At 60.3% G+C, this 25,776-nt stretch carries 30 protein-coding genes; 17 read left to right on the plus strand and 13 right to left on the minus strand.

Annotated features, from left to right (window positions below; all coding sequences use genetic code 11):
- Positions 1-2 precede the first annotated feature (2 nt).
- The 5 genes from D5261_RS28330 to D5261_RS28350 form a co-directional block, all read right to left on the minus strand.
- Entirely contained in the window at positions 3-581 is a 579-nt protein-coding gene (locus tag D5261_RS28330) for a hypothetical protein (protein WP_119323115.1), read from the minus strand.
- 41 nt (positions 582-622) lie between these two features.
- A complete protein-coding gene (locus D5261_RS28335) occupies positions 623-1,168 on the minus strand; it encodes a hypothetical protein (RefSeq protein WP_119323114.1) in 546 nt (181 codons plus the stop codon).
- Positions 1,169-1,395: 227 nt separating this feature from the next.
- A complete protein-coding gene (locus D5261_RS28340; protein WP_125206156.1) occupies positions 1,396-2,451 on the minus strand; it encodes a hypothetical protein in 1,056 nt (351 codons plus the stop codon).
- Between the two features lie 27 nt (positions 2,452-2,478).
- The gene (locus tag D5261_RS28345; protein WP_125206155.1) at positions 2,479-2,940 is read right to left on the minus strand and encodes a hypothetical protein; all 462 of its coding nucleotides are present in this window, start codon (positions 2,938-2,940) and stop codon (positions 2,479-2,481) included.
- 20 nt (positions 2,941-2,960) lie between these two features.
- Positions 2,961-3,485, minus strand: coding sequence for a hypothetical protein (locus D5261_RS28350; protein ID WP_119323111.1), 525 nt, complete (start codon positions 3,483-3,485; stop codon positions 2,961-2,963).
- Positions 3,486-3,539: 54 nt separating this feature from the next.
- Here D5261_RS28350 and D5261_RS28355 point away from each other — a divergent pair, with 54 nt between their 5' ends.
- Positions 3,540-4,862 carry a hypothetical protein gene (locus D5261_RS28355; protein WP_119323110.1) on the plus strand — a complete coding sequence of 441 codons (1,323 nt, stop codon included), beginning with the start codon at positions 3,540-3,542 and terminating at the stop codon, positions 4,860-4,862.
- Here D5261_RS28355 and D5261_RS28360 read toward each other — a convergent pair.
- The 3 genes from D5261_RS28360 to D5261_RS28370 all read right to left on the minus strand — a co-directional run bounded on the left by D5261_RS28360 (position 4,846) and on the right by D5261_RS28370 (position 6,890).
- Complete coding sequence (locus D5261_RS28360) at positions 4,846-5,886, minus strand: hypothetical protein (RefSeq protein ID WP_119323109.1); 1,041 nt, start codon at positions 5,884-5,886, stop codon at positions 4,846-4,848. The two genes, D5261_RS28355 and D5261_RS28360, sit on opposite strands and share 17 nt — an antisense overlap.
- A complete protein-coding gene (locus D5261_RS28365) occupies positions 5,883-6,116 on the minus strand; it encodes a hypothetical protein (protein WP_125206154.1) in 234 nt (77 codons plus the stop codon). The genes D5261_RS28360 and D5261_RS28365 overlap by 4 nt, the downstream gene beginning before the upstream one ends.
- A gap of 264 nt (positions 6,117-6,380) precedes the next feature.
- A complete protein-coding gene (locus tag D5261_RS28370) occupies positions 6,381-6,890 on the minus strand; it encodes an NADPH-dependent FMN reductase (RefSeq protein WP_119323107.1) in 510 nt (169 codons plus the stop codon).
- A 74-nt stretch (positions 6,891-6,964) separates the two neighbouring features.
- Here D5261_RS28370 and D5261_RS28375 point away from each other — a divergent pair, with 74 nt between their 5' ends.
- A complete protein-coding gene (locus tag D5261_RS28375; protein ID WP_435792405.1) occupies positions 6,965-8,155 on the plus strand; it encodes an acyl-CoA dehydrogenase family protein in 1,191 nt (396 codons plus the stop codon).
- Positions 8,156-8,212: 57 nt separating this feature from the next.
- Positions 8,213-9,634 carry an ankyrin repeat domain-containing protein gene (locus tag D5261_RS28380; protein WP_165864415.1) on the plus strand — a complete coding sequence of 474 codons (1,422 nt, stop codon included), beginning with the start codon at positions 8,213-8,215 and terminating at the stop codon, positions 9,632-9,634.
- 372 nt (positions 9,635-10,006) lie between these two features.
- Here D5261_RS28380 and D5261_RS28385 read toward each other — a convergent pair whose 3' ends face one another.
- Both D5261_RS28385 and D5261_RS28390 read right to left on the minus strand, forming a co-directional pair.
- Positions 10,007-12,013, minus strand: a complete 2,007-nt coding sequence (locus D5261_RS28385; protein WP_119323103.1) for an ankyrin repeat domain-containing protein — start codon at positions 12,011-12,013, stop codon at positions 10,007-10,009.
- 50 nt (positions 12,014-12,063) lie between these two features.
- Positions 12,064-14,022, minus strand: a complete 1,959-nt coding sequence (locus D5261_RS28390; RefSeq protein WP_119323102.1) for an ankyrin repeat domain-containing protein — start codon at positions 14,020-14,022, stop codon at positions 12,064-12,066.
- Positions 14,023-14,170: 148 nt separating this feature from the next.
- Between D5261_RS28390 and D5261_RS28395 the strand changes: the two genes are divergently transcribed.
- The 3 genes from D5261_RS28395 to D5261_RS28405 all read left to right on the plus strand — a co-directional run bounded on the left by D5261_RS28395 (position 14,171) and on the right by D5261_RS28405 (position 18,290).
- Positions 14,171-16,375, plus strand: a complete 2,205-nt coding sequence (locus D5261_RS28395) for a methyl-accepting chemotaxis protein (protein ID WP_119323101.1) — start codon at positions 14,171-14,173, stop codon at positions 16,373-16,375.
- A gap of 202 nt (positions 16,376-16,577) precedes the next feature.
- A complete protein-coding gene (locus D5261_RS28400; RefSeq protein ID WP_119323100.1) occupies positions 16,578-17,834 on the plus strand; it encodes a hypothetical protein in 1,257 nt (418 codons plus the stop codon).
- A gap of 42 nt (positions 17,835-17,876) precedes the next feature.
- Positions 17,877-18,290 (plus strand): ankyrin repeat domain-containing protein, encoded by a 414-nt coding sequence (locus tag D5261_RS28405; RefSeq protein ID WP_119323099.1) that lies wholly within the window; start codon positions 17,877-17,879, stop codon positions 18,288-18,290.
- A gap of 31 nt (positions 18,291-18,321) precedes the next feature.
- On the opposite strand, the gene D5261_RS28410 is transcribed toward D5261_RS28405, so the two are convergent.
- From D5261_RS28410 to D5261_RS28420, 3 genes are read right to left on the minus strand one after another with little or no spacing between them, the layout of a single operon-like run.
- Entirely contained in the window at positions 18,322-18,765 is a 444-nt protein-coding gene (locus D5261_RS28410; RefSeq protein ID WP_119323098.1) for a hypothetical protein, read from the minus strand.
- Positions 18,749-18,985 (minus strand): hypothetical protein, encoded by a 237-nt coding sequence (locus D5261_RS28415; protein ID WP_119323097.1) that lies wholly within the window; start codon positions 18,983-18,985, stop codon positions 18,749-18,751. Before D5261_RS28415 ends, D5261_RS28410 begins: the two co-directional genes overlap by 17 nt.
- A gap of 1 nt (position 18,986) precedes the next feature.
- Positions 18,987-19,259: a hypothetical protein gene (locus D5261_RS28420; protein WP_119323096.1), complete on the minus strand. Its 273-nt coding sequence runs from the start codon at positions 19,257-19,259 to the stop codon at positions 18,987-18,989.
- 159 nt (positions 19,260-19,418) lie between these two features.
- Between D5261_RS28420 and D5261_RS28425 the strand changes: the two genes are divergently transcribed.
- From D5261_RS28425 to D5261_RS28475, 11 genes are all read left to right on the plus strand, one after another.
- Positions 19,419-20,486 (plus strand): PDDEXK nuclease domain-containing protein, encoded by a 1,068-nt coding sequence (locus D5261_RS28425; RefSeq protein ID WP_119323095.1) that lies wholly within the window; start codon positions 19,419-19,421, stop codon positions 20,484-20,486.
- A 216-nt stretch (positions 20,487-20,702) separates the two neighbouring features.
- Positions 20,703-21,101, plus strand: a complete 399-nt coding sequence (locus tag D5261_RS28430) for a GNAT family N-acetyltransferase (RefSeq protein ID WP_119323184.1) — start codon at positions 20,703-20,705, stop codon at positions 21,099-21,101.
- 132 nt (positions 21,102-21,233) lie between these two features.
- The gene (locus D5261_RS28435) at positions 21,234-21,605 is read left to right on the plus strand and encodes a VOC family protein (protein ID WP_165864413.1); all 372 of its coding nucleotides are present in this window, start codon (positions 21,234-21,236) and stop codon (positions 21,603-21,605) included.
- Between the two features lie 155 nt (positions 21,606-21,760).
- Positions 21,761-21,913 (plus strand): hypothetical protein, encoded by a 153-nt coding sequence (locus D5261_RS28440; RefSeq protein ID WP_301002300.1) that lies wholly within the window; start codon positions 21,761-21,763, stop codon positions 21,911-21,913.
- On the plus strand, positions 21,906-22,418 hold the full coding sequence (locus tag D5261_RS28445) for a phage tail protein (protein ID WP_119323093.1): 513 nt from the start codon (positions 21,906-21,908) through the stop codon (positions 22,416-22,418). The genes D5261_RS28440 and D5261_RS28445 overlap by 8 nt, the downstream gene beginning before the upstream one ends.
- Before the next feature lie 20 nt (positions 22,419-22,438).
- The gene (locus D5261_RS28450) at positions 22,439-22,960 is read left to right on the plus strand and encodes a phage tail protein (RefSeq protein WP_119323092.1); all 522 of its coding nucleotides are present in this window, start codon (positions 22,439-22,441) and stop codon (positions 22,958-22,960) included.
- A gap of 17 nt (positions 22,961-22,977) precedes the next feature.
- Positions 22,978-23,511 (plus strand): phage tail protein, encoded by a 534-nt coding sequence (locus D5261_RS28455; RefSeq protein ID WP_119323091.1) that lies wholly within the window; start codon positions 22,978-22,980, stop codon positions 23,509-23,511.
- Positions 23,512-23,822: 311 nt separating this feature from the next.
- Positions 23,823-24,131, plus strand: a complete 309-nt coding sequence (locus D5261_RS28460; protein WP_119323090.1) for a DUF6916 family protein — start codon at positions 23,823-23,825, stop codon at positions 24,129-24,131.
- Between the two features lie 19 nt (positions 24,132-24,150).
- Positions 24,151-24,663: a phage tail protein gene (locus tag D5261_RS28465; protein WP_119323089.1), complete on the plus strand. Its 513-nt coding sequence runs from the start codon at positions 24,151-24,153 to the stop codon at positions 24,661-24,663.
- A gap of 37 nt (positions 24,664-24,700) precedes the next feature.
- Positions 24,701-25,198, plus strand: a complete 498-nt coding sequence (locus D5261_RS28470) for a phage tail protein (RefSeq protein WP_119323088.1) — start codon at positions 24,701-24,703, stop codon at positions 25,196-25,198.
- Between the two features lie 44 nt (positions 25,199-25,242).
- Entirely contained in the window at positions 25,243-25,776 is a 534-nt protein-coding gene (locus D5261_RS28475; protein WP_119323087.1) for a phage tail protein, read from the plus strand.

Raw genomic sequence — 25,776 nt, forward strand, 5'->3', positions numbered from 1 at the left:
AACTACGGAGCCTTGCCCGACGACGCAGACGCATTGTCCCAGGACCAGACCGCCGGACGCTCGCGGCGGGCCGCCACGGCGCATTCTGCGAGGAACGTATTAATCTGAGCCGCCAGACTCTCAATTTTACCGTAATCCCCGCTGAACTTCGAAAACGGGAAAAGGAAAATCTCCGGGCCGGAATCCGTCGTCAGATACAGGTCATTTCCGAGTCGTAGCTCCCCTCGCCAAAAACCTGCCCCGACCCGCGCCGAAAGCCCTCGCGAGAGCGGCGCAATTTTGCGCCCATCGATCAGTATTTGATCGTTCCCGGCGTCCAGCACGCAAACCCGTTCTCCAAAGTAGAGACGGTATGCGGAAATCGGCCAGACCAATAATAGCTCCAGTGCGAACAAGCCAGTAACCGTCACGTTCTCATGATGCAAGAAATAACCAGCAACACGCAGCACGGACGTCACCGCCAGCGCGGCAAATAGCGCGGCTTCGACTGGGGAGATATTCCGTCCAGTCCATCCATCTCTCACAGTCCGAATCGTCAGCGTGTCTTTGGTGCGTTCAACATTAAATTTGCGCAATAACATCCGTAGTCGTCCTTTCGGAAGAACTCTCCCGATCTCGTCCTCTACCGCGATGCTCCCACCATCGAAGCGGCGGGCGACGCGGCAGCCTTGTGTGAAACTAGAAATTCCTCAATCTGAGACGCCAGCGCGCGGATCGTGTCATTGGGGCGTCCGAAGGTCAGCACGGTGTAAAGTTTGAGAGCAGGCGCGTTCTTTCTCGTCAGGTACAGTGTATTTCCAGTGGGAAACTCTTCGTCCCAAAGGATTTTGCCGATTCGCACACCAGTGACACTCGATAGCGACGTGCTCCATGATCCAATCCATACGGTATCGTTGATGGTATCTAGCACGCAGGTTTTGGCTCCGAAGTAATTTTCATAGCTATAAAAAAGTAGGCAAAATGCGGAAGGCGCGCAAACGAATTCGCGAAGCGTCGGATGCGACTGTCGCAGCGCTAATTCCAAAAAATACATGGAGCAGAAGACGATCTGGGCGATGTTCGCGATCATCCAAGGAATCTGCATCCTTCGAGCGGTCAGCCCCGACTTCACCGTACTGATCGTCATGACACCGTCCTTGCACTCGATTTCAAATTTACGTGTGACCATGATTTGCGTGTCCTCAACTCGCCCGCGCCTGGGTTATGGTCGGCGGCTGACGGTTGGAATTATTTTACCCCGCCGCCTGCCGGAACCGTGGAGGCAATTCGTTCGCCTCTCACGACATTGGCCGGGCTATAAATGATGAGACTGGCAGGGAAGGGAAAAGTTGCGCGGCGATGCGACAACCGTACATGAACAAAGAAGAAGCCGGCAAAGGAAGTGATTCGCGTCACTCATCGTACAGCCGTTACCCAGAGAGCGTCGTTTTTCACGTAGCTGAGCTTTTTGCCGTTCGGGGACCAGTCCATTTTGGGATACTGCGCGTCCGCGCGCAGTTCGACGACGCCCAGTCCCCGCAGATCGCGGCCGTCCAGCGCGCTGACCCAGAGAGCGGCGCGCGCAAGACGCAGTCCGTGTTGAGATAGCGACGGCGCATTGAGAACCCAGGCGATGCGGTCGCCGCGCGGAGACACCGCGATTGCGCCGACGTTCGCCGGCAGCGTGACGGTCCAGTGACGCAGCGGCGCGGCGTGCTTCAAACTCCACACGCTGATCTCCTGCACACGGCTTCGCCGGACACGCACGAGTGTGTTGGGTAGCCGGTAGGCCATGGTTTCACGCTGATACCGCGCGTTGCCCGCCGCCCCCAGCGTGACCTCCGGTTTCCAGGCGACGATCTTTTCTGGCGTGACCACCCGCAAGATGTCCAGCCTCGCCATGGCGCGCGGCAGCGCGAACTCCGGCCAACGCCGGCGCGGCGTGAGCGCATCGTGCAGGATTGCGCGCCGGCCGGCGTCACGCGGCTGCTTGGGTGTGTAAATCTGCAGCCATCGATGGCCGCCCGCGCACCAAAACGCCCATGAACCCTCGAACGCCGGACTGGACATCGCGACGCGTCCATCCACATTCACTGGCCGAAATTCCTCCCCATCCCCTTCGTCGGACATCACCCATCCGCCTCGGGGAGACGCGCTGAAAAATTCGACATCCATGGCTTGATCGGGGCGTGTAAACTTCTCCAGGCTGCGCACCGGCAGGTCCGTGCGAGTCGTAAGGTCATAGCAGCGCGGGACGCCCTGCGCATCGCTATGCAAAAGCTGATGATTGGAGAGCCACGGGTTCGTGACGCTACAGACATTCAAAATATGACGAACCGGAAAGCGCCTCGTTCCAGGCATCGGTTGATCCCCACGCGATCTCAGCTTCGCAATCGCCGGCGTCGCCCCCATCGCCATGGCGCACCCTGCCGCGACAATTACCGCTTGGACCCGACTTCGCAATTCTGACATCCTTCTCCTCGATCAAACGCGTGGCTCCTAATGGCGATACGCGAACAGTGTCAGGCCATCGTCGTCGATGATATATTGTGTTTGCGCCGTCGCATCTAGCAGACGAGCCAGCGCGTCGATATCCTGTGCGCCGCTGACCGTCTGCTGCGGGCGCTTTGGATCCGGCAGTTCGCTCCACGTTCTAGGAAACGATATCCATTCGATCCACTTGTATTCGATCGGCGGGAAGCTCCCGCAGTCGGCAAGATGGGTAAGCTCCAATTCGTGCGCGCCGGGCGGCGGCCACGGAAACAAACGATCGGAATCGATAAACTTCCACGTCGCGCGCTGGAGATGGAGACGCGACTGAGCAATCGCGGTCAGCACTTTAAACCACTTGGCGCTGCTCATATACGACGCCCCAAATTGAGCGGCAAGGCGTGCGTAATCTTCGTCCGTATGACGGTCACGATAAAGATAGTGCTGTGGTCTTAATTCTGAATCGCTCATGAATAGCCTCGCCGACTCGATCAATCTCGGCGCCGGTGCGCGCCGTCGCGCGGCAGCATTTCCGCAATCGCGGCGGAGAGAATTTGCAGTTCTTCCGCCTCACGTCGAAAGCCCCGCGCCCATCGGATTTGGATTTTGCGGCGTGGAACATGCAGGACGAGCAACTGCCGGATAAAGAATACGGGCGTCCAAGGCAACGGCGAGCGCTCAATCTCGGCGCGCACGTCGTTCAATCCGCAGATCTTGCGGCCGTCGATGAATAACGCATCGTTTTTGCGATCCAGGACGATCAGCCATCGCGCGACCATCACTTGATAGAAGACATACAGTAAAAAGCCCATGACTGCCGCCATCATGACGGCGGAAGCCGCGCCGTCCAGAGTGTGCGGAAAGGGCTGGATCTTATTCCCTTTCGGATCCCGATGATACAGCCATACAGACCAGGCAATGAGCAGAGGAACGCTCACGCATCGGCTCAGGATCGACTCGCGCGTTCGGCGGAGTGTGAGACGGTCATCGGTCTTCGTAATTTGAAATTCAGACACGCCGCCTCATCTCTGTTCGTTTATCGCTTCGGCCATCGCCGGCGATAGAGCATTATGACCGATTTTGTTTCGCAAGACTTCCCGCCGCCCGCAAGCGCGGCGAACTTTGAACTCGCACTGCGCCAAGGACTGGGCCGCGCCGTACTCTGGCTGCGATCGAGCGCCATTGCGCCGGATCGCGACTTGATCTTCCAAGCGTGCCGCGAGAACTGGGCTTATGATAAACAAAGCGAAGACAACCGCGCGCTATATATGGCCGACGTGGTTCGAGCTACGGGCGAGCCGGAGTTTTATGTTCCCCGCATTCTTGAAACGCTTGTCGCCAGGGACGCCGGGAACAGCTTCGCGCAATTATTTCAGCTTGCGGGGATACTCGCCTCTGAGCACAATGATGCGAGGGAAAAGTTGTACGAGATTTTCGCGGAGGCGCCCAGAGAAAATCCTCGATACATGGCGCAGGTCCTGGTGGATATTGATGGACTGGAAGGTTATTTGTTCGCCGTGCGAGGCTGGATTCGCGAACCCTACGCGGACGCGGATTGCCTCGACGCTGTGCATTTGCTCGACGATCTTGAAACGCAATTCGGCGCGGAGACCATGGCGGCGTTCCTCGCCGACGCTTCGTCCCTCGATCCGGCAATCACGGCGTATCACGACGCCGTGCGTGAGAGACGCAAGAGATGGAAGTCTGACCTTCTGTCTCGCCCAAAGCGCACCGAGCCGACCTACGAAGAACTGAACGCGATGCTGGACCATCCCAAGTTCAAATCGCGCGGCATATGGGCGAGCCGTGGGCGGCGAATGGACGATGCCGCCGCAGACCGCTTCGCCGCCGACCTGCTGACCGAGAAGAATCCAGATCGCCTCTGCCGTCTTCTCTATCTCTTTGGAGAATATGAGTTTCCCAGCGATCCTGCTCCCCTTTTCGCCCTATCACGCAGCGATAATGAAACAGTAGCGAACGCGGCCGCGTTCGCCCTGTCGGCCCTGACGGATCCCGGCGTTCGCGCTCTCGGCCTTTCGATCATGCGTGGCGAACGCGCTCCGTGGGACGGCGTTCGTCTCTTGATTTACAACTTCCAGCACGGCGATTGCGCCGCCATACTGCATCTGCTCTCACAACTCACCGCCGCCGATGAGATTCACTCGCTGGGCTTTCAAATTTACGATATTTTTGATGAGAATCCCGTCGCCGAATTTTCCGATGCGCTCATGCGGCTTTATGAGCGCGGCATGTGCTCAATGTGCCGCAGCGGCGTGATCAGCCGACTTGCGACGCTGGGAGCACTTTCCGAAACCATTCTCACGGAAGGTATCTACGATGCGTCGGAGGAGACACGCCGGATCATCGCGTCCGCCGTCACGTCGCCGCCGTGACCCAGAGGGCTCCGCCCTGAGTGAAGCTGAGCATCCGGGCGTCGGGGGACCAGTTCACTTCGGGATATGGGCTGTTTTGGGGAAAGTCGATCACGCCGATCTCGCGCAGACCGCGACCGTCGAGGCCGCTGGTCCACAGAGTGATCTCAGCGCTGGCCGGACCGGAGTCACGTTTGACATCCGGCGCGTCGAGCAGCCAGGCCACACGCTCGCCATGCGGCGAAACCACCGCCTGCGCCACTCTTCCAGGCAGCGTGATTGTCCAGCAATGCAGCGGCTCCGCCTGGCGTACGCTCCAAACCGTGATTTCCTGGATGTCACGGCGCTGCTTCTGCATCTCCCGCCGGATCTGCGCGATATCGGCGCGCTTCGCGATCGGGGCATGGCCGATGAGATCCCGCGTCCTGGCGACGATCTGAGTGTCCGAGACCACCCGCAAAATCTCCCGCGATGAGATCGACGGCGCCAATCTTCGCGGCGCCTCGCAGTCTCCAGGACTTTGTACGTTGCCCACACGCGCTGTCCAGTCCGCGCCGGCGCGTGATGGGGACACGATCCGCATCCACCGTCGTCCATCCGCGCACCAATACGATGCGGCGTCACCATCCCCCGAGCAGGACTTATGGCCCGCGCCGCTCATCGTCGCCGTGTGAAATTCACTCCCCCGCACATCACTCCCCCACGCGACCCAACCGCCGCCGGGCGACGCCTTGATCGCGCATTCATCCCCCGGCGCGCTGGCGATTCGCCGCGTCAATCCAGGAAGCGGTTTGTCCATTCGGGTATCGACATCGTAACAGCGCAGAGTCCCCAGCCCATCGATGTGGAGCAGTTCGTGATCGGATATCCACGGCTCGGACACAGATCTCCCATGGCTTCCCGGAAACATCACAAAAGCGCGCGTCGCGGGGATCGGCGGCAGAGGCGCGCGCGGATGCGTCGACAATCCGACCAGATATGGCGCGCTGGCGAGCGCAAGAACGCATCCCGCCACCACCGCGATCGACGCCGCCGCTCGTCTCATGATTTATCCCCAAAACCGCCCACAATCTTCGCAGCAGCGCTGACCATCTCCACGAGACAAACGATCGCAACGCCGGCCAACAGCGACATCTCAAACCCATGCAGCGATGGACCGTGATTCCACCGATGATTGCGCAGCCCAACCGCATCCGCCGCCATCAGCCCGGCAGCGCAGGCGACGACCTTCCCGCCCCACTTCGCCAGATCCGCAATCATAGATTTTGATTTCATCGTATTCTTACGGGGTTTGACAGCAATAGGAACGAAAAGTTGCAGAGAACACATCGCCTGTCCAAACAGCAGGGATTCCTATCCCACACACCCCATAACGAGGCGACGCTTAGCCAAGAGGAACTTGCACCGCTCGCAGAGAGGCTTGAGACATTAGTGGAAGAGATTCACTCAGAACAGACTCACAGAAGACCGGGGATCCGAGCCGTTCGCTTAGAGGCGCGCCGTATTCCTCCTCAAAACGATCGATTGACATCTTTTCTCCTACCCGATCAGCGCCGCGAGCGCCGCGCGTAATGTGTCCGCGATTTCGGGGCTGGCGACCATTCCCGACACATCCAGATTCTTGGGCAAAATCCGCACGGCGACGCACGCCTGCTCGACAATATGGGCGTCCATTGTCTTGATCGTTTCTTTTAACTGACCGTGGGCAAACGTCGCCCACGGGGCGGCGTTGAGCAGGGCGACGGGCTTTTGGGTGAATACGCCGGTGCTGACCGTCCAATCCAGGGCATTCTTCATCACGCCGGATACGCCGTGCGCGTACTCGGGGCTGCAAATCAAGACGGCGTCGGCGTCGCGCAGCGCGTCACGAAAGTGCTGAACGGAAGCAGGCGCATGGTCGTCCAGATCGGGATTGAACGGCGGAATTTCGCCGAGGCGCTCGTAGAGAGAAATCGTTACGCCCTCGGGCGCGAGCGCGGCGGCCGCATGCAGTAGCGTCGTGTTGGAAGAGCCCTGACGCAGGCTTCCGGAGATGGCGAGGATGTTCATGAGAAGTTCAACAGTCAGACAACTTTGAGAGGTTCCCCGTCCCAGGCTGAGGATTTTTGCGCGTCCGTGTCTAATTGTCATGTATGACACGTTTCGAATCAGATCATCCAGAATGGGGTGTTATCGCCGAGCAGCTCGCCCAGGAGTTTGCGAAAACCGCGGCCGCGCGCGACAAAGCCGGGGGAACGCCGAAGCACGAGCGAGACCGTCTGCGCGAGTCGGGACTGCTGGCGATGTCGATCCCTCAGGAATACGGCGGGCATGGCGCGTCGTGGCCGGAGACGATGCGTGTGGTTCGAACGATCGCGCAAGCGGACAGCTCGGTCGCGCATGTGTTCGGGTTTCATCATCTCCTGCTCGCCACCGTGCGCCTCTTCGGTTCGGAATGGCAACTGGCGCCGCTGTTCGAAGAGACTGTTGTCCGGCAATGGTTCTGGGGCAACGCGCTCAATCCGCTCGACCGCCGTACGGTCGCCAAAGCCGACGGCGATGCATGGAAACTCAACGGCGTCAAAAGCTTCAGCTCTGGCGCGGCCGATTCGGATATTCTGATCGTATCGGCGTTAAACGACGAAACCGGGAAACTGATGGTGGCGGTGACGCCGTCGGACCGCGCCGGGATCACGATCCATCACGATTGGGACAATATGGGCCAGCGCCAGACCGACAGCGGCACGGTCGAGTTTCGGGATTTGCGCGTGGACGCACGCGATCTTCTGACCACTCCTGGACCGCTGGGGAGCGTCTTTGCCTCGCTTCGCCCATGTCTCGCGCAATTGATTCTCGTCAATGTCTTTCTGGGAATTGCCGAGGGCGCGTTCGCCGAGGCGAAGCGCTACACCCAGACGCGCGGTAAAGCCTGGGCAACCTCGGGCGTCGCGACGCCATCGGACGATCCGTACATCCTGCGCCAGTACGGCGAACTCTGGCTGGCGCTGGAAGGAGCCCGGCTGCTGGCCGATCGCGCCGCCGATATCTTCCAAGGCGCCTGGGACCTAGGAGACGGCCTGACCGCCCAGCAGCGCGGCGAAACCTCCATCGCGATCGCCGCCGCGAAAGTCTCAGCGACAAAAAACGGCCTGGACGTCGTCAATCGGATGTTCGAAGTCATGGGCGCCAGCGCCACGTCGGCGCACTGGGGGTTCGACCGCTACTGGCGAAACCTGCGCACTCACACCCTGCACGATCCCGTCGATTACAAAATCAAAGAACTGGGCGAATGGGCGCTCCGCGATACGATCCCGACCCCGACATTTTATTCGTAACGCTCAAGTTTGCGATCACAGAGTGATATCTGGGAGGGTCCCTATATGTGCGCCAATATGAATTCGCCTTCATCCAATCCATGGGAGCAGCGTTTAACCAGTATCGTGAAAAGTCCGCACTTCGCCGCCGTACTTGGAGCCATCGGCTCCGTGCATCCAACCATGCTGGTCGTCCTGGTGCTGAGCGAACACAATCGATGGCTGCGGTCCTTGTGGCCGGCAGGAGTGTACCATTCTCTCTTCGAAACGTTTTATGATGTATCGGTGTGCTATGGGCTTGTCATTGGGCCGCTGACCATTGCCTCGGCGGTCCGCTTGTTCCTGCATCGCGCCGCCGATCCCCGCGCGAACGCGCTAACGATTACCCGGCGGCTGCTCGTCATTCCCGCGATGTATCTTCTCTCGGCGCTGTGGAGCGCGGCCTGGCTATCCGGACATCGCGCCTCAGGGTTCGGCGAGGCGGTTGCCTGCCTTTATCTCGCCGATCAGATCGTGAGCAATCTCTATTATGGATTCCGCAAGCCGATCACCGACGCCGCGCTCCGGGCCAAGGAGCCAGCCGCCGGCGGCTTACGTCTGATCGCCCTCGAACTCTGGTCCATGCTGGCGACGCGCGTACGCACAGCCGAGATCAAGATGCGACGGCGCTGGTGGCGGCGGACACATCCCGACTACTTGAAGAAGCTCTCGCCGCAGGACAAGGCGCTGTACGAGAGCGCCATGCGGGGTGAGTCCCAAAATGTCGAGATATTTCTCGCGCGCGGCGCCAATCCCAATCTGACACTGAACTTCGGAGTTCCGCTGATCGCCGAAAGCGCCGCCAAGGGTCGAACCGACGTCGTGTGTCATTTACTGAACGCTGGCGCGTCCGTGAACGCCGCCTGTCCGGTCGATGGGTTTCGGGCGCTCCACCGAGCCGCCTCGCACGGACACCTGGAATCCGCGCGGCTTCTCGTGGCGGCGGGAGCCAGTCTGGACGCGAGGACGCGAAGCGGATCCACAGCGCTCATTTTCGCCGCCACCGCTGGACACACATCGATCGTCACGCTGCTGCTGGAGAACCAAGCGCCCGTCGACTCCGTGAGCAAGGCCGGAGCGACGGCGCTGATCGCGGCCGCGACCAAGGGCCATCACGATATGCTCCAAGCGCTGCTGGACGCCGGCGCAAACCCATCGATCAAATCATACGACGGCTCATCCGCTCTCACGGTCGCCGCCGCGAAGGGGTACGCCGATACATTGGCTCGATTGCTGAAGCACGGCGCGCACATCGACGACGCAACGCCGGACGGGAGAACCGGGCTGATCTGGGCAGCCTATTTCGGCCACGACGCCGCTGTCCGACTTCTTCTGGAAGCCGGAGCTGATCCCACGATCAAAGCCATTGATGGGAAGACCGCGCTGCAATTCGCCAAAGAGCGCGGCCACGCCACCGCCGCCGCGCTGATCGAATCACAGTCCCGCGCCGTGGCCGCCTGATCCACCACGCGCCGAGCTAAAATCCCAGGGCTCGGAATTACAAGACGGAATATCTCAAAGGAGCGGTTTGATGTTGTGGAAGAGTCTGATGCCGGAACTACGATCACATCTTCTCGTCGCGATCGTTGTCAACCTCATATTTCATCACATCCTGCACTACTGGACCTGGTGGGGAGCGTTGGTGTCGTTAATCCCAGGCGTCATTGGCCTCGTGGTCCGGCATTGGTTGTTGACGCGCAAGGCGGCGGCTGTGCTTTTGGATACGAAACGACTACGGTAATCACAAACTAACCAAAAGGTTAGCGAGCTGTTGAGAACAATCTCTACAATCTCATCCAGCGTGATTGCATCATTTCTCATAGGATATGCGCCTCAGCTCTCGCCAGTTTTTGGGATGGCGGCGATGAGCATTTTGGTGATTTCTGGGTTCGTGCTCCAGTCGAGAGCGGTTTTGCCGTCATCGTCCTTCATGTTGACGTCGGCGCCGTGGGCGAGCAGGACGGCGACGCAGTCCACGGAGGCAAGTTTGCTGGCTCGGATTAGCGGCGCGCCGCCATTTCCACGCGCATTTGGATCCGCGCCGTGGGCGATCAGTAATTGGAGTAACTCGGGGCCGCGTTCGTTTCTGATGATGTCGTAAGACAAGGCGGCGAACAAATCGGTCTCGGTCAGATCAGGCGATGTATCGATCAGCAGTTGGATCGTCTCGACATTCCGACTGTTAATTGCATATCCAAGTGCGGACATTGGCTGTCCTGCGGCGGCGCCGGGACTGACAATGCTTCGGAGCGTTGCATTGGCCCCGCGCTCCAGGAGCATACGAACCGCGTCGGCGCTGCCGCTCATGGCGGCGGACATCAACGAGGTCTGTCCCTGATCACCCCAGCGATTGTCGATCGCCGCGCCATGATCCAGCAAAAAGTCAATGACGCCCGCATGTCCGCACAAGGCTGCCATGTGGAGAAGCAGACCAGACTCAGTTGGAAGCGATACTCCACGATCGAGCAACCATTGGACCATCGCAACGCTCCCGCCTTCGACGGCGTTAAAGAGCATCTGGATCGCAAAGTCCGGATCGTGTGGATGAAAGCGCGCGCCGCCCTTCACAAGCGCCTCAGCAATGTCGGTCTGCCCGTCCTGTATCACTCGGGCCAGAAGAGTCGTTTCCATGTGCATCGGGTTAGGATACGGGAAATTGGGATCGGCGCCTGTGGACAGCGCCGCTTTGACACGCACAACATCACCCTCGGAAATCGCCGCTTCAAGATCCTTTTGCGCGATTTGCCTCTTTGTAGGATATTCGCGCGCGTAGGCAATGCGCCGCAGCGCGGCCTCGTCGATGCGATAGAGATAGATTTCGTCGAATCGGTACGGACGGGTTCCGAAGTCCCGATATCCCCCGGCAAGCAGCGAGCCATCGGGCGAAAGCGCGGCAAAGTCTTCGAAGACGTCGAGTTCGGCAATGAGCTTCCCTGTGGAGCCATCGAACACAGACGTCCCCTCATTTCGGTTGCCGGTGACCACCAACCTACCTGAGTTACTAAACGCCGAATGATTGTGTTGTAAAATGCTGCCGGCGAGATGCTTACCGGCGTCAATATCCCAGAATTCCAGGTCGTACTCTACGATCTTGCCATTCGGCGAGATCGAGCCTGCGCGCGCGTCCTCTCCTTCCCGGCGCCAGATTTTCTTGCTCGAAGTGAGCGAAAACACCGCGCCTTCGCGGTGCGAAACGACCAGCAGGCGCTGGGTTTGGGAAAAGTTGATCTGAGACACGCCCCCGGAGATCATCAGCTTGCGCTGGAGACGAAAGCTGGGAAGCGACCAGAGAAATACGGAAGCGAGTGGTTTCCCAGCCCCGTCTTGGAATGATTCCTCCCCGCCTTCAGCCTCCATGTCAGCCAGCTCGTTTGGGCTGACCGTACCGGCGGCAAGCGTCTTTCCGTCCGGTGAGATGGCGACACATCCCACGCTGGCTCCAACCGCAAGTCGCCGGCGAATGGCGCCGGTTTGCACGTCGGAAATGATGATGCCGCCGCCGCAAGTCACCAGGAGTTTGCCGTCAGGCGTCACGGCGATGGCCTGGACGCCGCCCTCGTGAAAGCGCCCGGTCCGGAGTCCCCACTTCCGGCTTTTCAGGTGATAGAATCCCGCAGTTCCATCGGAGAGGCCAACCGCTAAGATCGTTCCATCCGGCGAAAACGCCAGGGCGGTCACGCCCGCCTCCCCAAGTTTCAAGCAGACCGTCAAGGATTCCACGGCGATCCGCTCGTGATCGAGCAGGTCATACGACGGCGGCGCGGCCGGAGCCCCAAACGCCAGACGCGAGGACCGCGCCGGAAAAGGCCAGTCGAAGTTCAAGAATTTGGGCAGGACCATAGTCACCAGCTTCTGGGCCAGATCACATCATTTCTCATGGCGTACGCGCCTCAGATTTCGCCAGGTTTCGGGATAGCGGCGGTGAGCATTTTGGTGATTTCGGAATCGGTGCTCAGGTCGAGGGCGGTCTTGCCGTCGTGGTCTTTGGCGTTGACGTCGGCGTGATGGGCGAGGAGGACGGCGACGCAATCTTTAAAGCCGAGGCGGGCGGCGGTGATCAATGGTGTTTCTCCGTCGGTGTTCCGGGCGTTTGGGTCGCACCCTTTGTCGAGAAGAACGGCCAGGACGGGGCTGGATTTGGGGCCGATGGCCCGGGTGGCGAGAGGCTCATGGAAGGCGGCGGGGTCGTTGAGGTTCGGCAGAGCGCCCGCGAGGGCGGCGACGGTGGCGGGATCGTCGCTTTCGACGGCGACGGTCAGCGCGTTGACCGGGATGTAGGCGGCGTCTTTGGGATCGGCAAGGGTCATCAGCTTCGGATCGGCGCCGCGCTGAAGGAGCAGTCGGATAGCGGCCGGTTTCTTGTTTTCGGCGGCCGCCATCAGCGCGGTCGCACCGTGGATGAACTCGCGGGCGTCGATTGCCGCGCCGTGGTCGAGCAGAAAGGCGATCATCTTCGTGTCGCCGGCTTCCGCCGCGAGATAGACTGGCGGAAGCAGCTCGTTATGGACGACATTCACGCCGTGATCGAGCAGCCATTGGAGCATGGGAAGCTGTCCGCTGTGGATCGCCCCCTCCAGAACCTCGCTCACGATTCGAGGTTCGTTCACGGCAAAGCGCGCGCCGCCGTCCACGAGCGTTTGGAAGATGGCCGCATTCCCGCTCCACGCCGCAAGCCCCAACAGCGTCGAGTTCTGGGTGTCTTGCTCATTGGGATCGGCCCCGAGCGCGAGACTGCTCTTCACCTTCGCGAGGTCGTTGTTTCGCACGGCCTCCAGAAGCTTCTTTTGCACGATCTGTTTCTTCGTGGGATGCTCGCGCGCGTAGGCAAGCTTCCGCAGCTTCGGCTCGTCGATTTGGCAGACCGCGATCTCGCGGCCGCCGTAGCCGGCCGCGAGCAGCACTCCGTCCGGCGAGGGCGCGCAGAAATCCTCGAAGATGCGAAGATCGGACAGCAGCTTGCCGGTATGGCCGTCGTAGACGGATGTTCCGTCTTCCTGACTTCCGCAGATCAAAACCGAGCCCGAACGGCTGAACGCCGAAAAGTTGTTCTGCGCGAACGCGTCGGCGAGCATTTTCCCGGTGTCAACATTCCAGATCCCGTTCCCCCCGCCCACGATTTTACCGTCGGGCGAGATCGCCGCCGTCCGAGAGCCGATGTTGTCATGGCTCCAGATCTTCTTGCCGGCGGGCAGCGCAAAGACGACGCATTTGTCGGCGGCGGCCAGCAGACGCGCGCCGTCTCCAGAGTAAGAAACGGCGAAAACCGGCCCGGTCACATTCAAACTGCGCTGCATATGGAAGCTGGGGACCGACCAGATCCGCACCATCGGCGCACCATCCTTGTCTTCAGACGAGGATGGTGCGCCGGACGCCTCGGAGCAGCCGGCGGCCAGCGACTTGCCGTCGGGCGAAAACGCGAGACATAAGACGGCGCTCCCAAGGGGAAGAGTGTGTATTATCTCTCCCGTGCGCGCATCGGCGATCGAAACGTGATTGTCCTCCCCGCACGCCGCCAGCAGCGCTCCGTTCGGCGACAGAGCGACGGCTTGAATACCGCTGGACTGGAGGCGTTTCGTATGGAATGTCCATCGCTTGGTCCGGAAATCGTACAAAGCCGCCGTTCCATCCGACATACCCACCGCCAGCGTGCGGCCCCCAGGCGAGAAAGCCTGCGCGGTGATCACGCCGCCATACGGCATCATCAGCGTGGTCGACGCCGCTTCGACAGCGGGCGGCTCGTCCTGAGCGAAGAGCGGCGATGTCAGGCGCAGCATCGCCGCGCCGACCGCCAAAGGCAACCAGAGCGCATGTGTTCGCCGGTGAGGCGTCGTGACAGGGGAACAAGACATAATGCCTATTTTAGCACGAGAGACCTGGACATAACACCTAATTTTTACGGGCCTGAATTCCGACAATAGGCACAAGCGGCGCGGAACATTGCTATTCCGTCATGCTGAACAGTTTTACGCAGCCAAGGGCAAGCCCGAGGGAGCACAAATGAGTCGTTTTGTTTACATCGCCATTTTGACCGTAGGAATCGGCATGACCATGCTGGTCCATTGGAAGTACCAGGCCGACCTGGGCGCGGCGCGGGAACATTACCGCATCGAATCGCACGACCACACTGTGGAAGTCTCCCACAAACTCGAAAATACATTCACGCAGATGTATCAGGGGCTGCGGACAATGGCCCGCCTGCCTGGAGTACAGACCATCGATCGGCACGCAAAGCATTTTGATAGCGACGCCAAGACTACGGTCCAGGAGATCTACAATGACCTGGGCACCAATGTCGCCATGTCCGAAGTCTATATCGTCCCGCGCACTCTGGAGCCGGACAAGATCGACCCCGTCACGCACGCCACGGAGATCCCCATCACCACGTTCGATCACCTGATCATCGACCGCATCAAGAAAGAAAACGAAGCCGAGGATCCCAATGCGGGGATGGAGCAGACGGAGATCTACGAATATCGCTTGATGAAGAAGCAGCTGGCGTGGATGAGCAATATGTACGGCCGGCAGGACACCATCGAAGGACTCAACTATCCCGCCGCCTCGGGACCTGAGGTCATCACATGCGACAACTCGCGCTACGACAAGGCGACACACGACGATAAAGACCGCTCCGGGCTCGTCTATTCTGTCCCCTTTTATCAAAAAGACGGCGCGCTGAAGGGCTGCATCTCAGGCGTCATCCTGACCCACGCTCTGCGCGACTTGCTGCCGGACGGATCCCACGCATTCCTGAACCGAAAGCAAGGATATGTGGCTCAGCCCAATGTCGACGGCCAATGGAAGACCTCGAAGTCGTCCGTGGACGGCGGCGCGGCCGACCCGAAGCTGCTCTACTCGGAGGTCGTTCCGCTCAAGATCACGGACAGCGCTGGAGACTGGATCGTTTGGGCGGGCCAGCCCGACAGCGCGTTCTGGTCTCGCGCAGACGTCAAGGCGGCGCGCGAAGCCCTTTGGCTGGGTCAAGCCGGCGCCGCAGTAATGACCGCCGGGCTGGTTGCGTTTATCTTTATTTTGCGGCGCGGACGGCGCGCGATCGACCTGAAGAACTCAGAACTGGAAACCCGCGTCACAGATCGGACGATGGCGCTGACCGGCGCGAAAGAGGAGATGGAGCAGACGGTGTCCAGCCTGCGCGCTCTGGCCGCCGGCGTGACCGGCAACGCCGACAAAGTCGCCTCAACCAGCATCAGCCTGTCGGCGTCGACCCAGGAAACCGGAGCGGCGGCCGATGAGATCGGCCGGATCGTCGCTGGCGTCGTGGACGCGGCGAGCGAGGCTCAGCGCGCCAGCGCCGAGATGTCGGAAGGCAGCCGCCGCCAGCAGAGCGCGGCCGAACAGGCCGACGAGCAGATGCGCGCGGCGGCGGCCGCCGTCGAGGAAGTGGCCCGTTCGGCGCGGCAGATGGCGCAGATGACCCGGCAGGCGACGGAAGTCGCCGAGCAGGGCGGCCAGTCCGTCAACCGCACCATGAACAGCATGCAGCGGATCCAGGACCAGGTCTTCTCGTCCTCGGACAAGATCAAGGAACTGGGCGCCAAGAGCCAGGAGATCGGCGCGATCGTCGAAACCATCCGGCAGATCGCCGAGCAGACTAACCTTCTGGCCCTGAACGCCGCGATTGAAGCGGCGCGGGCCGGCGAGCACGGACGCGGCTTCGCGGTCGTCGCCGATGAAGTCCGCAAGCTCGCCGAGCGATCCAGCGCCGCGACCAAGGAGATCGGTTCACTGATCGGCAGTATCCGATCGGGCGTTGACGACGCCGTCACGGCGATGGCGGCAAGCACGAGCGAAGTCGAAAGCGGCGCGGTGCAAAGCCGGGAGGCCGGCGCGGCCCTCAGCCAGATCCTGACGGCGACCCGCTCGGTCTCGGCCGAAGTGGCGGGCGTGGCGGCGTCGGCGGACCAGATGTCCGCCTCCGTCAGTCAGGTCCTCTCCAGTGTCGCCACCGTCCGAAGCGTAGGCGCGGACAACGCCGGGGTCGTCGTCCATTTGCAGTCGATCTGCGAGGAAGTGGCCGAAAGCGCGCAGTCGGTCTCGCTCACCGTTCAGGAACAGGTCGCGGGCATCAACGAAGTCGGAAGAATCGCGGAGGATCTCAGCGACATGGCCGGCCAGCTGCAGGAAATGGTCAAGGAATTCCACCGCGATACTCAGCCTGCCCCATCCCTCGCCCGCGCGGCGTAACGACGGCGTACAAAAGAAACCGCCGACCGCCACTGCGGACATCGCGCCTGACGAATGGATTCGTCAGGCGCTTCTCACCACTCATCCAAAACTCCCTTTCTTGATGCTATACTAAATTCCATACACCGCTTACGGCAATTGTGTGAGCAGGCAAATCGACCATGCCGCGCCCAAACGGCGCGCGTGTCCCGAGGAGACGCCCATGGCCCGTTTCGATCTCTCCGGCAGTCCGATCTTCGATCCCGATGACAACGACGCATCGGCGCCAGCCCCGCAGACGCCGCCGCCCTACACTCCACCCGGTCGCGCCGCTGGAACGCCGCCGCAGGCTCCGCCTCCCGGCTTCGCTAACGACCAGGCGCCGCCCTGGGCCGGGCAGTCCACGTCGGGCGCGCGGCCGCCAGCAGCGGGAGCGCCGGCGAGTCCCGGAACGAACGCCGGCCCCCGCGCGCCGCGCGCCTATCCCATCGATCCTCCGCGTTCCCCGCTGCCGACGCCGGACTATGACAGCCCGTACAGCGGCAACGACTCGGGACATAACGCCACCGTACCGCCGGAAGTGGCCGCACTGCGCTGGAACTGGGGCGCGTTCTTCCTGCCGCCGATGTGGTGCGCGTCGCACGGCGTCCCCACCCTCGGCTATATCTACGATTTGATCGCGATCCTGTTCCTGCTCTCACCCTTTGTCTTCGGCCCCACTTACGCCCTGCTGGTCTTCTTCTCCACGGCGTTTCTGATGTTCGGCATTGGGATCTACCTGGGAGCGCGCGGCAACGAGATCGCGTGGCGCAACCGGGCGTTCGACAACGGCGTGGACGGCTTCTTTCTCGTGCAGAAGGGCTGGCTGATCTCCAGCTTCGCGATCGCGCTGCCGATCTACGTGATCCTGCTCGGGGCGTTCGGCTACCAGGTCGTGCGCGCCAGCCGGCAGCAGCAGGAACTGGTCAACCGCGCTCTCGCCTCCCAAAACGCGCCGCAGCCACAGCAAGTCCCCGCGTCCGAAGCCCCGCGCCCGGTCTTCCAGCCTTCCGGACAGCCGACGCAGACGATCATCTACGGCCGGCCGCCTGGCGAATATAATCGCGAAACCTTCAATCGCGGCGGCTTTCCCGGCGGTATGAACACACGAAGTCCGATCGTGATCATCCAGCGCGTTCCCGGCGCCCCCGCAGCCAGCCCCGCCACGCCTCCCGGCGCCGCCCCCGCCGACCCAAACGCCGCCGCGGCCCAGTCCCAGAGCCCAGCCTCGCCCTACTCGGGCCAGCCGACATCTCTCCCCGCGCAGCCCGCTCCCGCCGCGCCCGACCAAAACGCCGCGCCCAGCGCGCCCGCCGCGCAGGAGCCGCCGCAAAACGGCGCCCCGCCCGAAATGACCGCCCCGCCGCAAAACGCCGCGCCCCAGGACGCGGCGCCGCCAGCCCAGAGCGCATATCCCGGCCTCCCGCCGGGCCAACAATGATCGATCTAAGCCCAAACCTTACGTGATTTTCAAAGGAGTCTTATGACAGAAGTTTCGCCCGAGCCTGAGGTTCCGTCCGTGGATTCTCAGGCTGCGAAGACGCTGTCATGGCGTGAGGAAGAGGCAAACCGCCGCACGGCGCGACTGGCGTACAATGCCTTACCAGCAGATGCTCGGTATAGTATTAGCCATCTGGATGACGAGATTAATATGGCGCATATCGATCTCGTGCGAACACTTCTCGACGCCGGGGCAGATGTGAACGGCAGAAATATACTTGGGGACACGCCACTGAAAGTCGCGGCATACGTGGGAAGCGCCGAAATCGTGCGGCTGCTTTTGGAACGTGGCGCGGACATCCACGCACGCGACAGCGAGGGCCTCACCGCCCTTGAGCAGGCGACACGTTTGAGACACGCGAAAGTCGTCGCCGTCTTTCACGACTATCTCCACTGAGTGCAGTAAACCCAAGTCCCTTTGTTGACGTTCATTCACCCATCCGAAACGCGACCAGCCGCCGCCAGCGAGGCAGAATCGCCATAAGTCGCGCCCTATCTTCCTGCATCATCCCCTCGCCTACAATCACACTCCAGCCGGCTTCCGTCGCTGTAACGACATCTCGCCCAAAAGCGGTGACGACTGCCTCTGGACGACAGCAATTCACGCATTGTTCCGGAAACCGGATGACATTCGTAAAGACAGATCGATGGCCGGGAAGCATGAACGCCGCCAGCCAGTCGTGTTCCGCCGTGACAATCCACCAATCGTCCATGCGACAAATTCTGACATGGCTCCCTGAATGACGCGCGGCGTCCGCGAGGGCGTCTGCAAGCAATTCCGCAGTCGGGATCTGAGGCCCCAGGAACATCTGTGGATGGCTGCGGATAAAGTCTAAAGCTTCATTATCTCCACGATCAGACACTGCTTCCATCGTTCTTATTCTTCCCCTCCCTTTGCCCCTTTCGATCAGGCATGGGGATGCGCGCCAGCATCATTTCCACCGCCACGAACACAACATATCCCCCAAATGCGCCGGCCACGCCACCGATAATGGCCCAGAAGACTCCATGTCCCAAGCCAATCCGCATGCCGACGGCCGCACCGGCGATCACGAAAATGGGAAATGCGATGAATTCGATGAGCGACATCATGTTAACCTGGCGCTGTCTGGGCGTCGATCGCGTCAAGGATGTCGGCGCATTCGTAAAAGTACGCCTTTGCTTCGTTACTGCTGTACTTCTTAGCGGCCTCGCGACATTCAAAGGCGCAGATACCGACGAATTGCGCGATTTCCGCGTCTACGACGCCGTTTTGCACATAGCCGGCGATCAGCATATCGGCCATGGATCCCGGGGCGTAGCGCGAAGCCATCTCCTCGGGAATCGCGCGATTGAGAAAGACCAATCCTCGTTCTTTCAAATCCATTGAGTGTGCTCCCTTTGCGTCGGTTCTCTCTTATTATCCCATGCAGCATGGGCAGTTGACGCCGCTAAGAAATTTTATTCGAACTCCTTTCCGGATTTCCTTTCGCCATACGAGTAATGAATGGAGAGACGCGCAAAACGAACGGGAAAGGAATTAGGCATGGAGAGACACGACGAAGCAATATCGATCACAGCGTTCGCGGGTTACGAAGAATTTCTGATCGACATCAAAACCCGCGTCCGCGCGGCGCGGGTGCGGGCCGCGCTGGCGGTCAACAGCGAGCTAGTTCTACTTTATTGGAATATTGGACGATTGATCGCTCTGCGTATGAAAGAGAACGCATGGGGCGCCAAAGTGGTCCATCAACTCGCCGACGACCTGCGGCGCGAGTTTCCGGATATGCATGGACTATCACTGCGTAACTTACGGTATATGCGTTCTTTCGCAGAGGCGTGGCCCGACGAGGTAATTTTGCAGCAAGCTGCTGCAAAATTGCCATGGTTCCACAATTGCGTTCTGATCGAGAAACTTAAGGAATCGGACGAGCGTTTGTGGTATGCCCGCCAGACGATCGAACAAGGTTGGAGCCGGAACGTTCTAGTCCATCAGATCGAGAGCAGGTTATACAAGCGACAGGGGAAGGCTGTCACCAATTTCGATCGGGCGCTGCTGCCGGAGCAGTCGGACCTCGCGCGGCAGCTTGTCAAGGATCCCTATCACTTTGATTTTCTCAACATCGCGCAAGGCGCGGCGGAACGTGAGATCGAGCGGGGGCTGATCGACCATATCCGCCAATTTCTGATTGAGCTAGGAGCGGGCTTCGCGTTTCTTGGGAGTCAGTATCACCTGGAAATCGCGGACGACGACGACTATCTCGACCTCCTCTTCTATCATGTCAGGCTGCGCTGCTACGTGATTATCGAGCTCAAGAGCGGCAAGTTTCTGCCGGAATACGCCGGAAAAATGAGCTTTTACCTCGCCGCCGTGGACGATCTTTTGCGCCACCCGGACGACGCGCCAAGCATCGGGTTGATCCTCTGCAAAGAAAAGAAACAGGTTGTCGCGGAGTACGCCCTGCGTAATACGGCCACGCCGATGGGAGTGTCGGCATATCAGCTCACCGAATCGCTGCCCGAGGCGCTGCAAGGCAGTCTGCCGACCGTCGAACAGTGGGAAAGCGAATTGGCAAAGGACAACGGCTCAGCGCAGAGGGTAGACCACGCATAACGTTTCAAACCGATTACGCACGTCGGTTGCGCAGCAAGGCGATGGAGAATCCCGCGCTGACCAGCGCGTTAGCGATCGGAATCAGCGCGCAGGCCCAATAGATTTTGCGGTCAGGCATCGCCGTTCTCCCATATCGTTCCCGGCTATGGGTGGCCATTCCAACTGAGTATAATATTGGCGACGCAGCGCCTATCATCGCCAAAGGACATTTTTATTATGCCGATCCATTACCGCACCAACGCCGGTCTGAGCGCGGAGGCTCTCGCCGAACTGTTCGACAAATCCGGCATCCGCCGCCCGACCGGCGATCTGAAACGGATCCAGCATATGATCGACCACGCAAACCTGACCATCACCGCATGGGATGATGACAAGCTCGTCGGCGTCGCCCGCGCGCTGACCGATTTCGTCTGGTGCTGCTACCTCTCGGACCTGGCGGTCGATCAAGATTATCAGCATCAAGGCATCGGCCGCGCGCTCGTCGACCAGGTCCACGCCGCCATTGGCGAAGAAAGCCTTCTTGTGCTGCTGTCCGCACCCGAGGCGATGGAGTACTATCCGAAGATCGGCCTTCAGCCCGTGACGACCGGCTGGATGATCAAACGGACAAAGTAAGTCCGCGCCGCCATCTCGCCCGCCGTTCCTTCCGGCGATTTGTTTGGGAACAGCTTGACATGCGGAACTCTATGCGTTATAATTCATTATACTATTAGTATAATGAATTACCAGAAACGAGAGGGAACCGCCATGAAAGTCAATCATCTGGATTTGCAAGTCTCCGATATTCACGCCGCGCGGACATTCTTCGAGACCCATTTCGGCCTGCGCTGCACCTACACGCGCGGCGACGAGATCGCGTTACTGGACGACGAAATCGGATTCTCCCTTGGGGTGAGCAATTTGGGCAATCATCCTGCCCCCGTCTATCCGCCCGACTTCCATCTCGGCTTCGTGCTGGAAAAATCGGAAGAACTCCAAGCGATGTACACCCGCTTCCAGGCCGACGGCGTCCCGATCAAGCGCGAACTCCAGCAGGGCGGCCCCAACCTCTACTTCGTCTGCGAAGGTCCAAGCGGCATTCCCGTCGAAGTGCGCGCGCCGCTGCGGACGGCGCCGTGACCAGAGCCTGAACCCATCGGTCCATGGTTCTTGACTCCCCCAATAAAGTATGCTAAAGTAGCGCAGCATTGCCTTCATCGGCACATGCGCCCCTGCAGCCATGCTTAGCCCTGGTGACTGCGTTCTGCCGGGCGCCCCGCACGCGCGAGCGCCCGTTGTCCGATTCCAACCCGGGAGCCGACCAGATGCATGTCGCCATACCGCCGCGCCAGTCCACGGCGCGGCGCTTCGCCGCCGCACGTAATCGCGACTATTGCGATCTCTCTACGCCGGCTCCCCATACTCCCACGGAGGCAACCCATGTCTGAGCCGTTTTTATCAGAGATACGCGTCTTCTCCTTCAACTTTCCGCCCAATGGCTGGGCGTTCTGCAATGGAGCGATCGTGCAGGTCCAGCAGAATCCGCTCCTTTATCAGCTGATCGGCAATACCTACGGGGGGACCGCCCCAAATTCGTTCGCGCTTCCAAATCTGAGCGGAAGCACGCCGATTCATATGGGTGGCGACTACGCTCTGGGCGCGGCCGGCGGCAAACCGGACAACCTGCTGACCGTGAACACAATGCCCCAGCACACGCACACGCTGCTCGCGTCGAAGGCTGCGGCGACTTCGGGATCGCCGGCCGGCGCGGGTCTTGCGGCGCCGATCGCGCAAGTCGGGCCGGTCTACACGCCGAACACGGACTTCTCGGCGAAGATGGCGCCTGGGGCGATCGCAAACGCCGGCAGCGGCGGCGCGCACAACAATATGCAGCCTTACCTGGCGCTGAACTTCTGCATCGCCCTGCAAGGCGTCTATCCTAACCCCAGCTGAGGATCGGAGGAGATCACATTATGCCAGAGCCTTATGTCGGCGAAATTCGCCTGGTCGGCTTCAACTACGCCCCCTCCGGATGGGCGATTTGCGATGGCGCATCGCTCCCGATCTCGCAGTACGACACTCTCTACGCCTTGATCGGAACAAGATACGGCGGCGACGGAGAGGAGAACTTCAATATCCCGAACCTTCTGGGCAGGCTGCCGATCCATATGTCGGCGGATTATCCCATCGCAAGCTCCGGAGGATCCGAGACAGTCTCACTGACGGCCACGGAAGTCCCGGCGCACGGACACGCCCTCGCGGCGTCCAGCGCGACCGCCAGCGCCTCATCGCCGGAAAATGCGCTCCTGGCGGTCCCGGCCGTCGATATTTACACGCCGATTCCGGCCCCGCCCACGCCGCCGCCGGCGCTCGTTTCCATGACCACGCAAACCGACGCCGGCCCGTGCGCGGGGGCGCCCCATGTCAATCTGATGCCGTCGCTTTGCATCAATTACGTGATCGCCCTCTACGGAATTTTTCCGACACAGAATTGACGAGAGGAGTCAAAGATATGTCCGACCAATACATCGGCGAAATTCGGATTGTGCCGTTCGGCTACGCCCCCTACGGGTGGGCGATGTGCAACGGCCAGATCCTGCCGATCAATACCAACTCGGCGCTGTTCTCGCTGCTCGGAACGTACTACGGCGGCGATGGGATCTCGACATTCGGGCTGCCCAATTTGATCGGGCGCGCGGCGATGGCGTACGGCAATGGAAATAACCTGACGCCGCGCGCCATCGGCGAGATCGACGGAAGCCCCGCCGTCGAGCTGACTCCCGATCAGCTTGGCGCGCATACGCATGTCATGAATGGCAATAACGCCACCGCCTCGTCGTCATCCCCCGACGGCGCCGTTGTCGCCATTCCCGCGACAGGTCCCCGCGAGCCCAACGCGCTCTATAATCCCGCTCCCGCCGATACCGGCATAGCGGCCGCCTCGCTTTCCCTGGCGGGAAGCAGCCAGGCGCACGACAACATGCAGCCCTATCTGACGCTAAACTTCATCATCGCTCTGAACGGAGCTTTTCCGCCAAGATCATAACACATTCTCCCTGTCAAAATCCCATCCCGCAATATTGACAGGGAGAATGAATTGTGATAAAGTAGACAGACATTGTTTTCAAAGTATGCATGAAGCATGGGCCCTTTCAAATGTGAGGATCCATCGCGATGTTTGTGTACGCTGTTCCGATAGCCATGCGCCGCCACAACGTTCTCCGTGGCGGCCGCGCGACGGAATGAAGGCGGACATGTCCGCCTCGGGCAGCCATGCTTGTATCTGGTGACTGCGTTTTACCGGGCGATCCATTTTCCTAATGCTCGCTGTACGATGTACGCGCTGGAGCCTACACTATGTCTGTCACAATTTTGCTTAGCCACGCCACGGCTGAAGACTTCTCCCCCCTGCTGAACACCGAATTTTCCATCGCGACGGACGACGGCGGATCCGCCCAGGTCACTTTATCGGACGTCAAGTCCGTCGGAGTCGCCATGGCGAACGCACGCCAGCCATTTGTTCTGACGTTCACGGGAACGCCCGGCCTCGTGCTGCCCCAACGTATCTACCGGATTTCTCATCCGGGTGTCAACGACATCGAAATCTTCATCGTCCCCATCGCCGCGACGGCGCAGGCGACGACATATGAAGCGATTTTTTCCTAATCCACAATCGAGGTGAACCATGGCGGAGCCATTTCTATCGGAGATTCGCATCTTTTCTTTCAACTATCCCCCCAAGGGATGGGCGTTTTGCAACGGACAGTTGCTTTCCATCGCGCAGAACACCGCGCTCTTTTCGCTGATCGGCACATACTATGGCGGCAACGGTCAAACGACATTCCAGCTTCCGAACCTCCAGGGCCGAGCGCCTCTTCACTCCGGCCCAATCAATTCCGCTGTGGGGACCCAAGGCGGAGAGGCCGCTCATACACTGACACTGGGTGAGATCCCAACGCACTTCCATACTCTGCAAGGGCAAAACGTGACCGCCACCACGGGTTCGCCAAGCAGCGCAAACCTCGCACAGCCAGTCTCGAATGTCGGCGCGGTATACGCCACGACTGCGGGAGACACGACCATGGCGCCGCAGGCGATCGCGAACGCGGGCAACAGTCAGCCACACAATAATATGCAGCCGTACCTCACATTGAACTTCTGTATCGCACTGGTTGGCATATTCCCAAGCCGCAACTGATGCGCCAGCGCCGTTTGTTATTAGGAGAAACCTCATTATGTCAGAGCCATATATCGGCGAAATCCGCCTGGTCGGCTTCAGCTTCGCACCTGTAGGGTGGGCGTTTTGTGATGGGTCGCTGCAATCCATCGCGGAAAACACCACCCTTTTCCAGATCATCGGAACAACGTACGGGGGCGACGGGCAAAACACGTTTGCGCTGCCCAACCTTCAAGGGCGCGTCCCTATTCATCAGGGCAATGGCTTCGTCATCGGCCAGATTGCCGGCTCGGAAACCGTAACGCTGACTTCTCAGCAGCTGCCTTCGCATAAGCACGCGTTAGCCGCGTCGACTGGGGCGGCGACAAGCACGAGTCCGGCGAACGCCAATCTCGCCGCCTCCGGCATTGACGTCTATATTTCGCCCACGTCACCCGTCTCGACCACGACGAGTTCGACGGCGGCGGGAGGCGGGCAGCCTCACGAAAACATGATGCCGTTCACGTGCATTAACTATATCATTGCTCTGTTCGGGGTTTTCCCTTCGCAGAATTAATATCGGAAGCGCCGGATCATCACCGGCCGCCGGAGACTACCATTATGTCGGATCAATTTCTCGGAGAGATCAGAATCGTTCCCTTTAACTTTCCGCCGCATGGGTGGGCGTTCTGCAACGGACAAATTCTCCCCATCTCGCAGAATACCGCGCTCTTCTCGCTGCTCGGTACTTTTTATGGCGGCAATGGAACGAGTAACTTCGCGCTGCCCAACCTTCAGGATTCCGTGGCGATAAGCCAGGGGCAGGGATCCGGCCTGACGCCGCGTATCCTCGGCGAAACCGGCGGCTCGGCGTCCGTAACGCTCCTCTCCACGGAGATGGCGCCGCATGTCCACGGTCTTGTCGCCGACTCCAGTATTGCGAGCAGCGTTAGCCCGGCGGGAAACCTTGCGGCCGTTCCCGCCGCCGGCCCTCGGCGCCCAAACCAGATGTACGCCACCGGCGCCGCGACAACCGCCATGCAGCAGAACGGATTGCTGGCGGCGGGCAGCGGGCTGCCGCACAATAACCAGCAGCCTTACCTGACGCTGAATTTCGTCATCTCGATGGTGGGAATCTTTCCGCCGCGCGGATAG

It is taken from the genome of Capsulimonas corticalis, assembly GCF_003574315.2.
In the GTDB taxonomy this organism is placed as follows: Bacteria; Armatimonadota; Armatimonadia; order Armatimonadales; family Capsulimonadaceae; genus Capsulimonas; species Capsulimonas corticalis.

What these genes read in the sequence shown, in the direction of transcription:
- D5261_RS28370 (WP_119323107.1), bottom strand. Translation starts at nt 6,890, where the DNA reads ATGAACATCCTCGCCATCTCCGGAAGCCTGCGTCAGGGCTCTTCCAAC.
- D5261_RS28460 (WP_119323090.1), top strand. Translation starts at nt 23,823, where the DNA reads ATGTCTGTCACAATTTTGCTTAGCCACGCCACGGCTGAAGACTTCTCC.
- D5261_RS28430 (WP_119323184.1), top strand. Translation starts at nt 20,703, where the DNA reads ATGCCGATCCATTACCGCACCAACGCCGGTCTGAGCGCGGAGGCTCTC.
- D5261_RS28400 (WP_119323100.1), top strand. Translation starts at nt 16,578, where the DNA reads ATGGCCCGTTTCGATCTCTCCGGCAGTCCGATCTTCGATCCCGATGAC.
- D5261_RS28390 (WP_119323102.1), bottom strand. Translation starts at nt 14,022, where the DNA reads ATGTCTTGTTCCCCTGTCACGACGCCTCACCGGCGAACACATGCGCTC.
- D5261_RS28470 (WP_119323088.1), top strand. Translation starts at nt 24,701, where the DNA reads ATGTCAGAGCCATATATCGGCGAAATCCGCCTGGTCGGCTTCAGCTTC.
- D5261_RS28385 (WP_119323103.1), bottom strand. Translation starts at nt 12,013, where the DNA reads ATGGTCCTGCCCAAATTCTTGAACTTCGACTGGCCTTTTCCGGCGCGG.
- D5261_RS28405 (WP_119323099.1), top strand. Translation starts at nt 17,877, where the DNA reads ATGACAGAAGTTTCGCCCGAGCCTGAGGTTCCGTCCGTGGATTCTCAG.
- D5261_RS28445 (WP_119323093.1), top strand. Translation starts at nt 21,906, where the DNA reads ATGTCTGAGCCGTTTTTATCAGAGATACGCGTCTTCTCCTTCAACTTT.
- D5261_RS28450 (WP_119323092.1), top strand. Translation starts at nt 22,439, where the DNA reads ATGCCAGAGCCTTATGTCGGCGAAATTCGCCTGGTCGGCTTCAACTAC.
- D5261_RS28355 (WP_119323110.1), top strand. Translation starts at nt 3,540, where the DNA reads ATGACCGATTTTGTTTCGCAAGACTTCCCGCCGCCCGCAAGCGCGGCG.
- D5261_RS28415 (WP_119323097.1), bottom strand. Translation starts at nt 18,985, where the DNA reads ATGATGTCGCTCATCGAATTCATCGCATTTCCCATTTTCGTGATCGCC.
- D5261_RS28425 (WP_119323095.1), top strand. Translation starts at nt 19,419, where the DNA reads ATGGAGAGACACGACGAAGCAATATCGATCACAGCGTTCGCGGGTTAC.
- D5261_RS28365 (WP_125206154.1), bottom strand. Translation starts at nt 6,116, where the DNA reads ATGAAATCAAAATCTATGATTGCGGATCTGGCGAAGTGGGGCGGGAAG.
- D5261_RS28455 (WP_119323091.1), top strand. Translation starts at nt 22,978, where the DNA reads ATGTCCGACCAATACATCGGCGAAATTCGGATTGTGCCGTTCGGCTAC.
- D5261_RS28380 (WP_165864415.1), top strand. Translation starts at nt 8,213, where the DNA reads ATGAATTCGCCTTCATCCAATCCATGGGAGCAGCGTTTAACCAGTATC.
- D5261_RS28420 (WP_119323096.1), bottom strand. Translation starts at nt 19,259, where the DNA reads ATGGATTTGAAAGAACGAGGATTGGTCTTTCTCAATCGCGCGATTCCC.
- D5261_RS28395 (WP_119323101.1), top strand. Translation starts at nt 14,171, where the DNA reads ATGAGTCGTTTTGTTTACATCGCCATTTTGACCGTAGGAATCGGCATG.
- D5261_RS28465 (WP_119323089.1), top strand. Translation starts at nt 24,151, where the DNA reads ATGGCGGAGCCATTTCTATCGGAGATTCGCATCTTTTCTTTCAACTAT.
- D5261_RS28360 (WP_119323109.1), bottom strand. Translation starts at nt 5,886, where the DNA reads ATGAGACGAGCGGCGGCGTCGATCGCGGTGGTGGCGGGATGCGTTCTT.
- D5261_RS28475 (WP_119323087.1), top strand. Translation starts at nt 25,243, where the DNA reads ATGTCGGATCAATTTCTCGGAGAGATCAGAATCGTTCCCTTTAACTTT.
- D5261_RS28345 (WP_125206155.1), bottom strand. Translation starts at nt 2,940, where the DNA reads ATGAGCGATTCAGAATTAAGACCACAGCACTATCTTTATCGTGACCGT.
- D5261_RS28410 (WP_119323098.1), bottom strand. Translation starts at nt 18,765, where the DNA reads ATGGAAGCAGTGTCTGATCGTGGAGATAATGAAGCTTTAGACTTTATC.
- D5261_RS28340 (WP_125206156.1), bottom strand. Translation starts at nt 2,451, where the DNA reads ATGTCAGAATTGCGAAGTCGGGTCCAAGCGGTAATTGTCGCGGCAGGG.
- D5261_RS28330 (WP_119323115.1), bottom strand. Translation starts at nt 581, where the DNA reads ATGTTATTGCGCAAATTTAATGTTGAACGCACCAAAGACACGCTGACG.
- D5261_RS28335 (WP_119323114.1), bottom strand. Translation starts at nt 1,168, where the DNA reads ATGGTCACACGTAAATTTGAAATCGAGTGCAAGGACGGTGTCATGACG.
- D5261_RS28435 (WP_165864413.1), top strand. Translation starts at nt 21,234, where the DNA reads ATGAAAGTCAATCATCTGGATTTGCAAGTCTCCGATATTCACGCCGCG.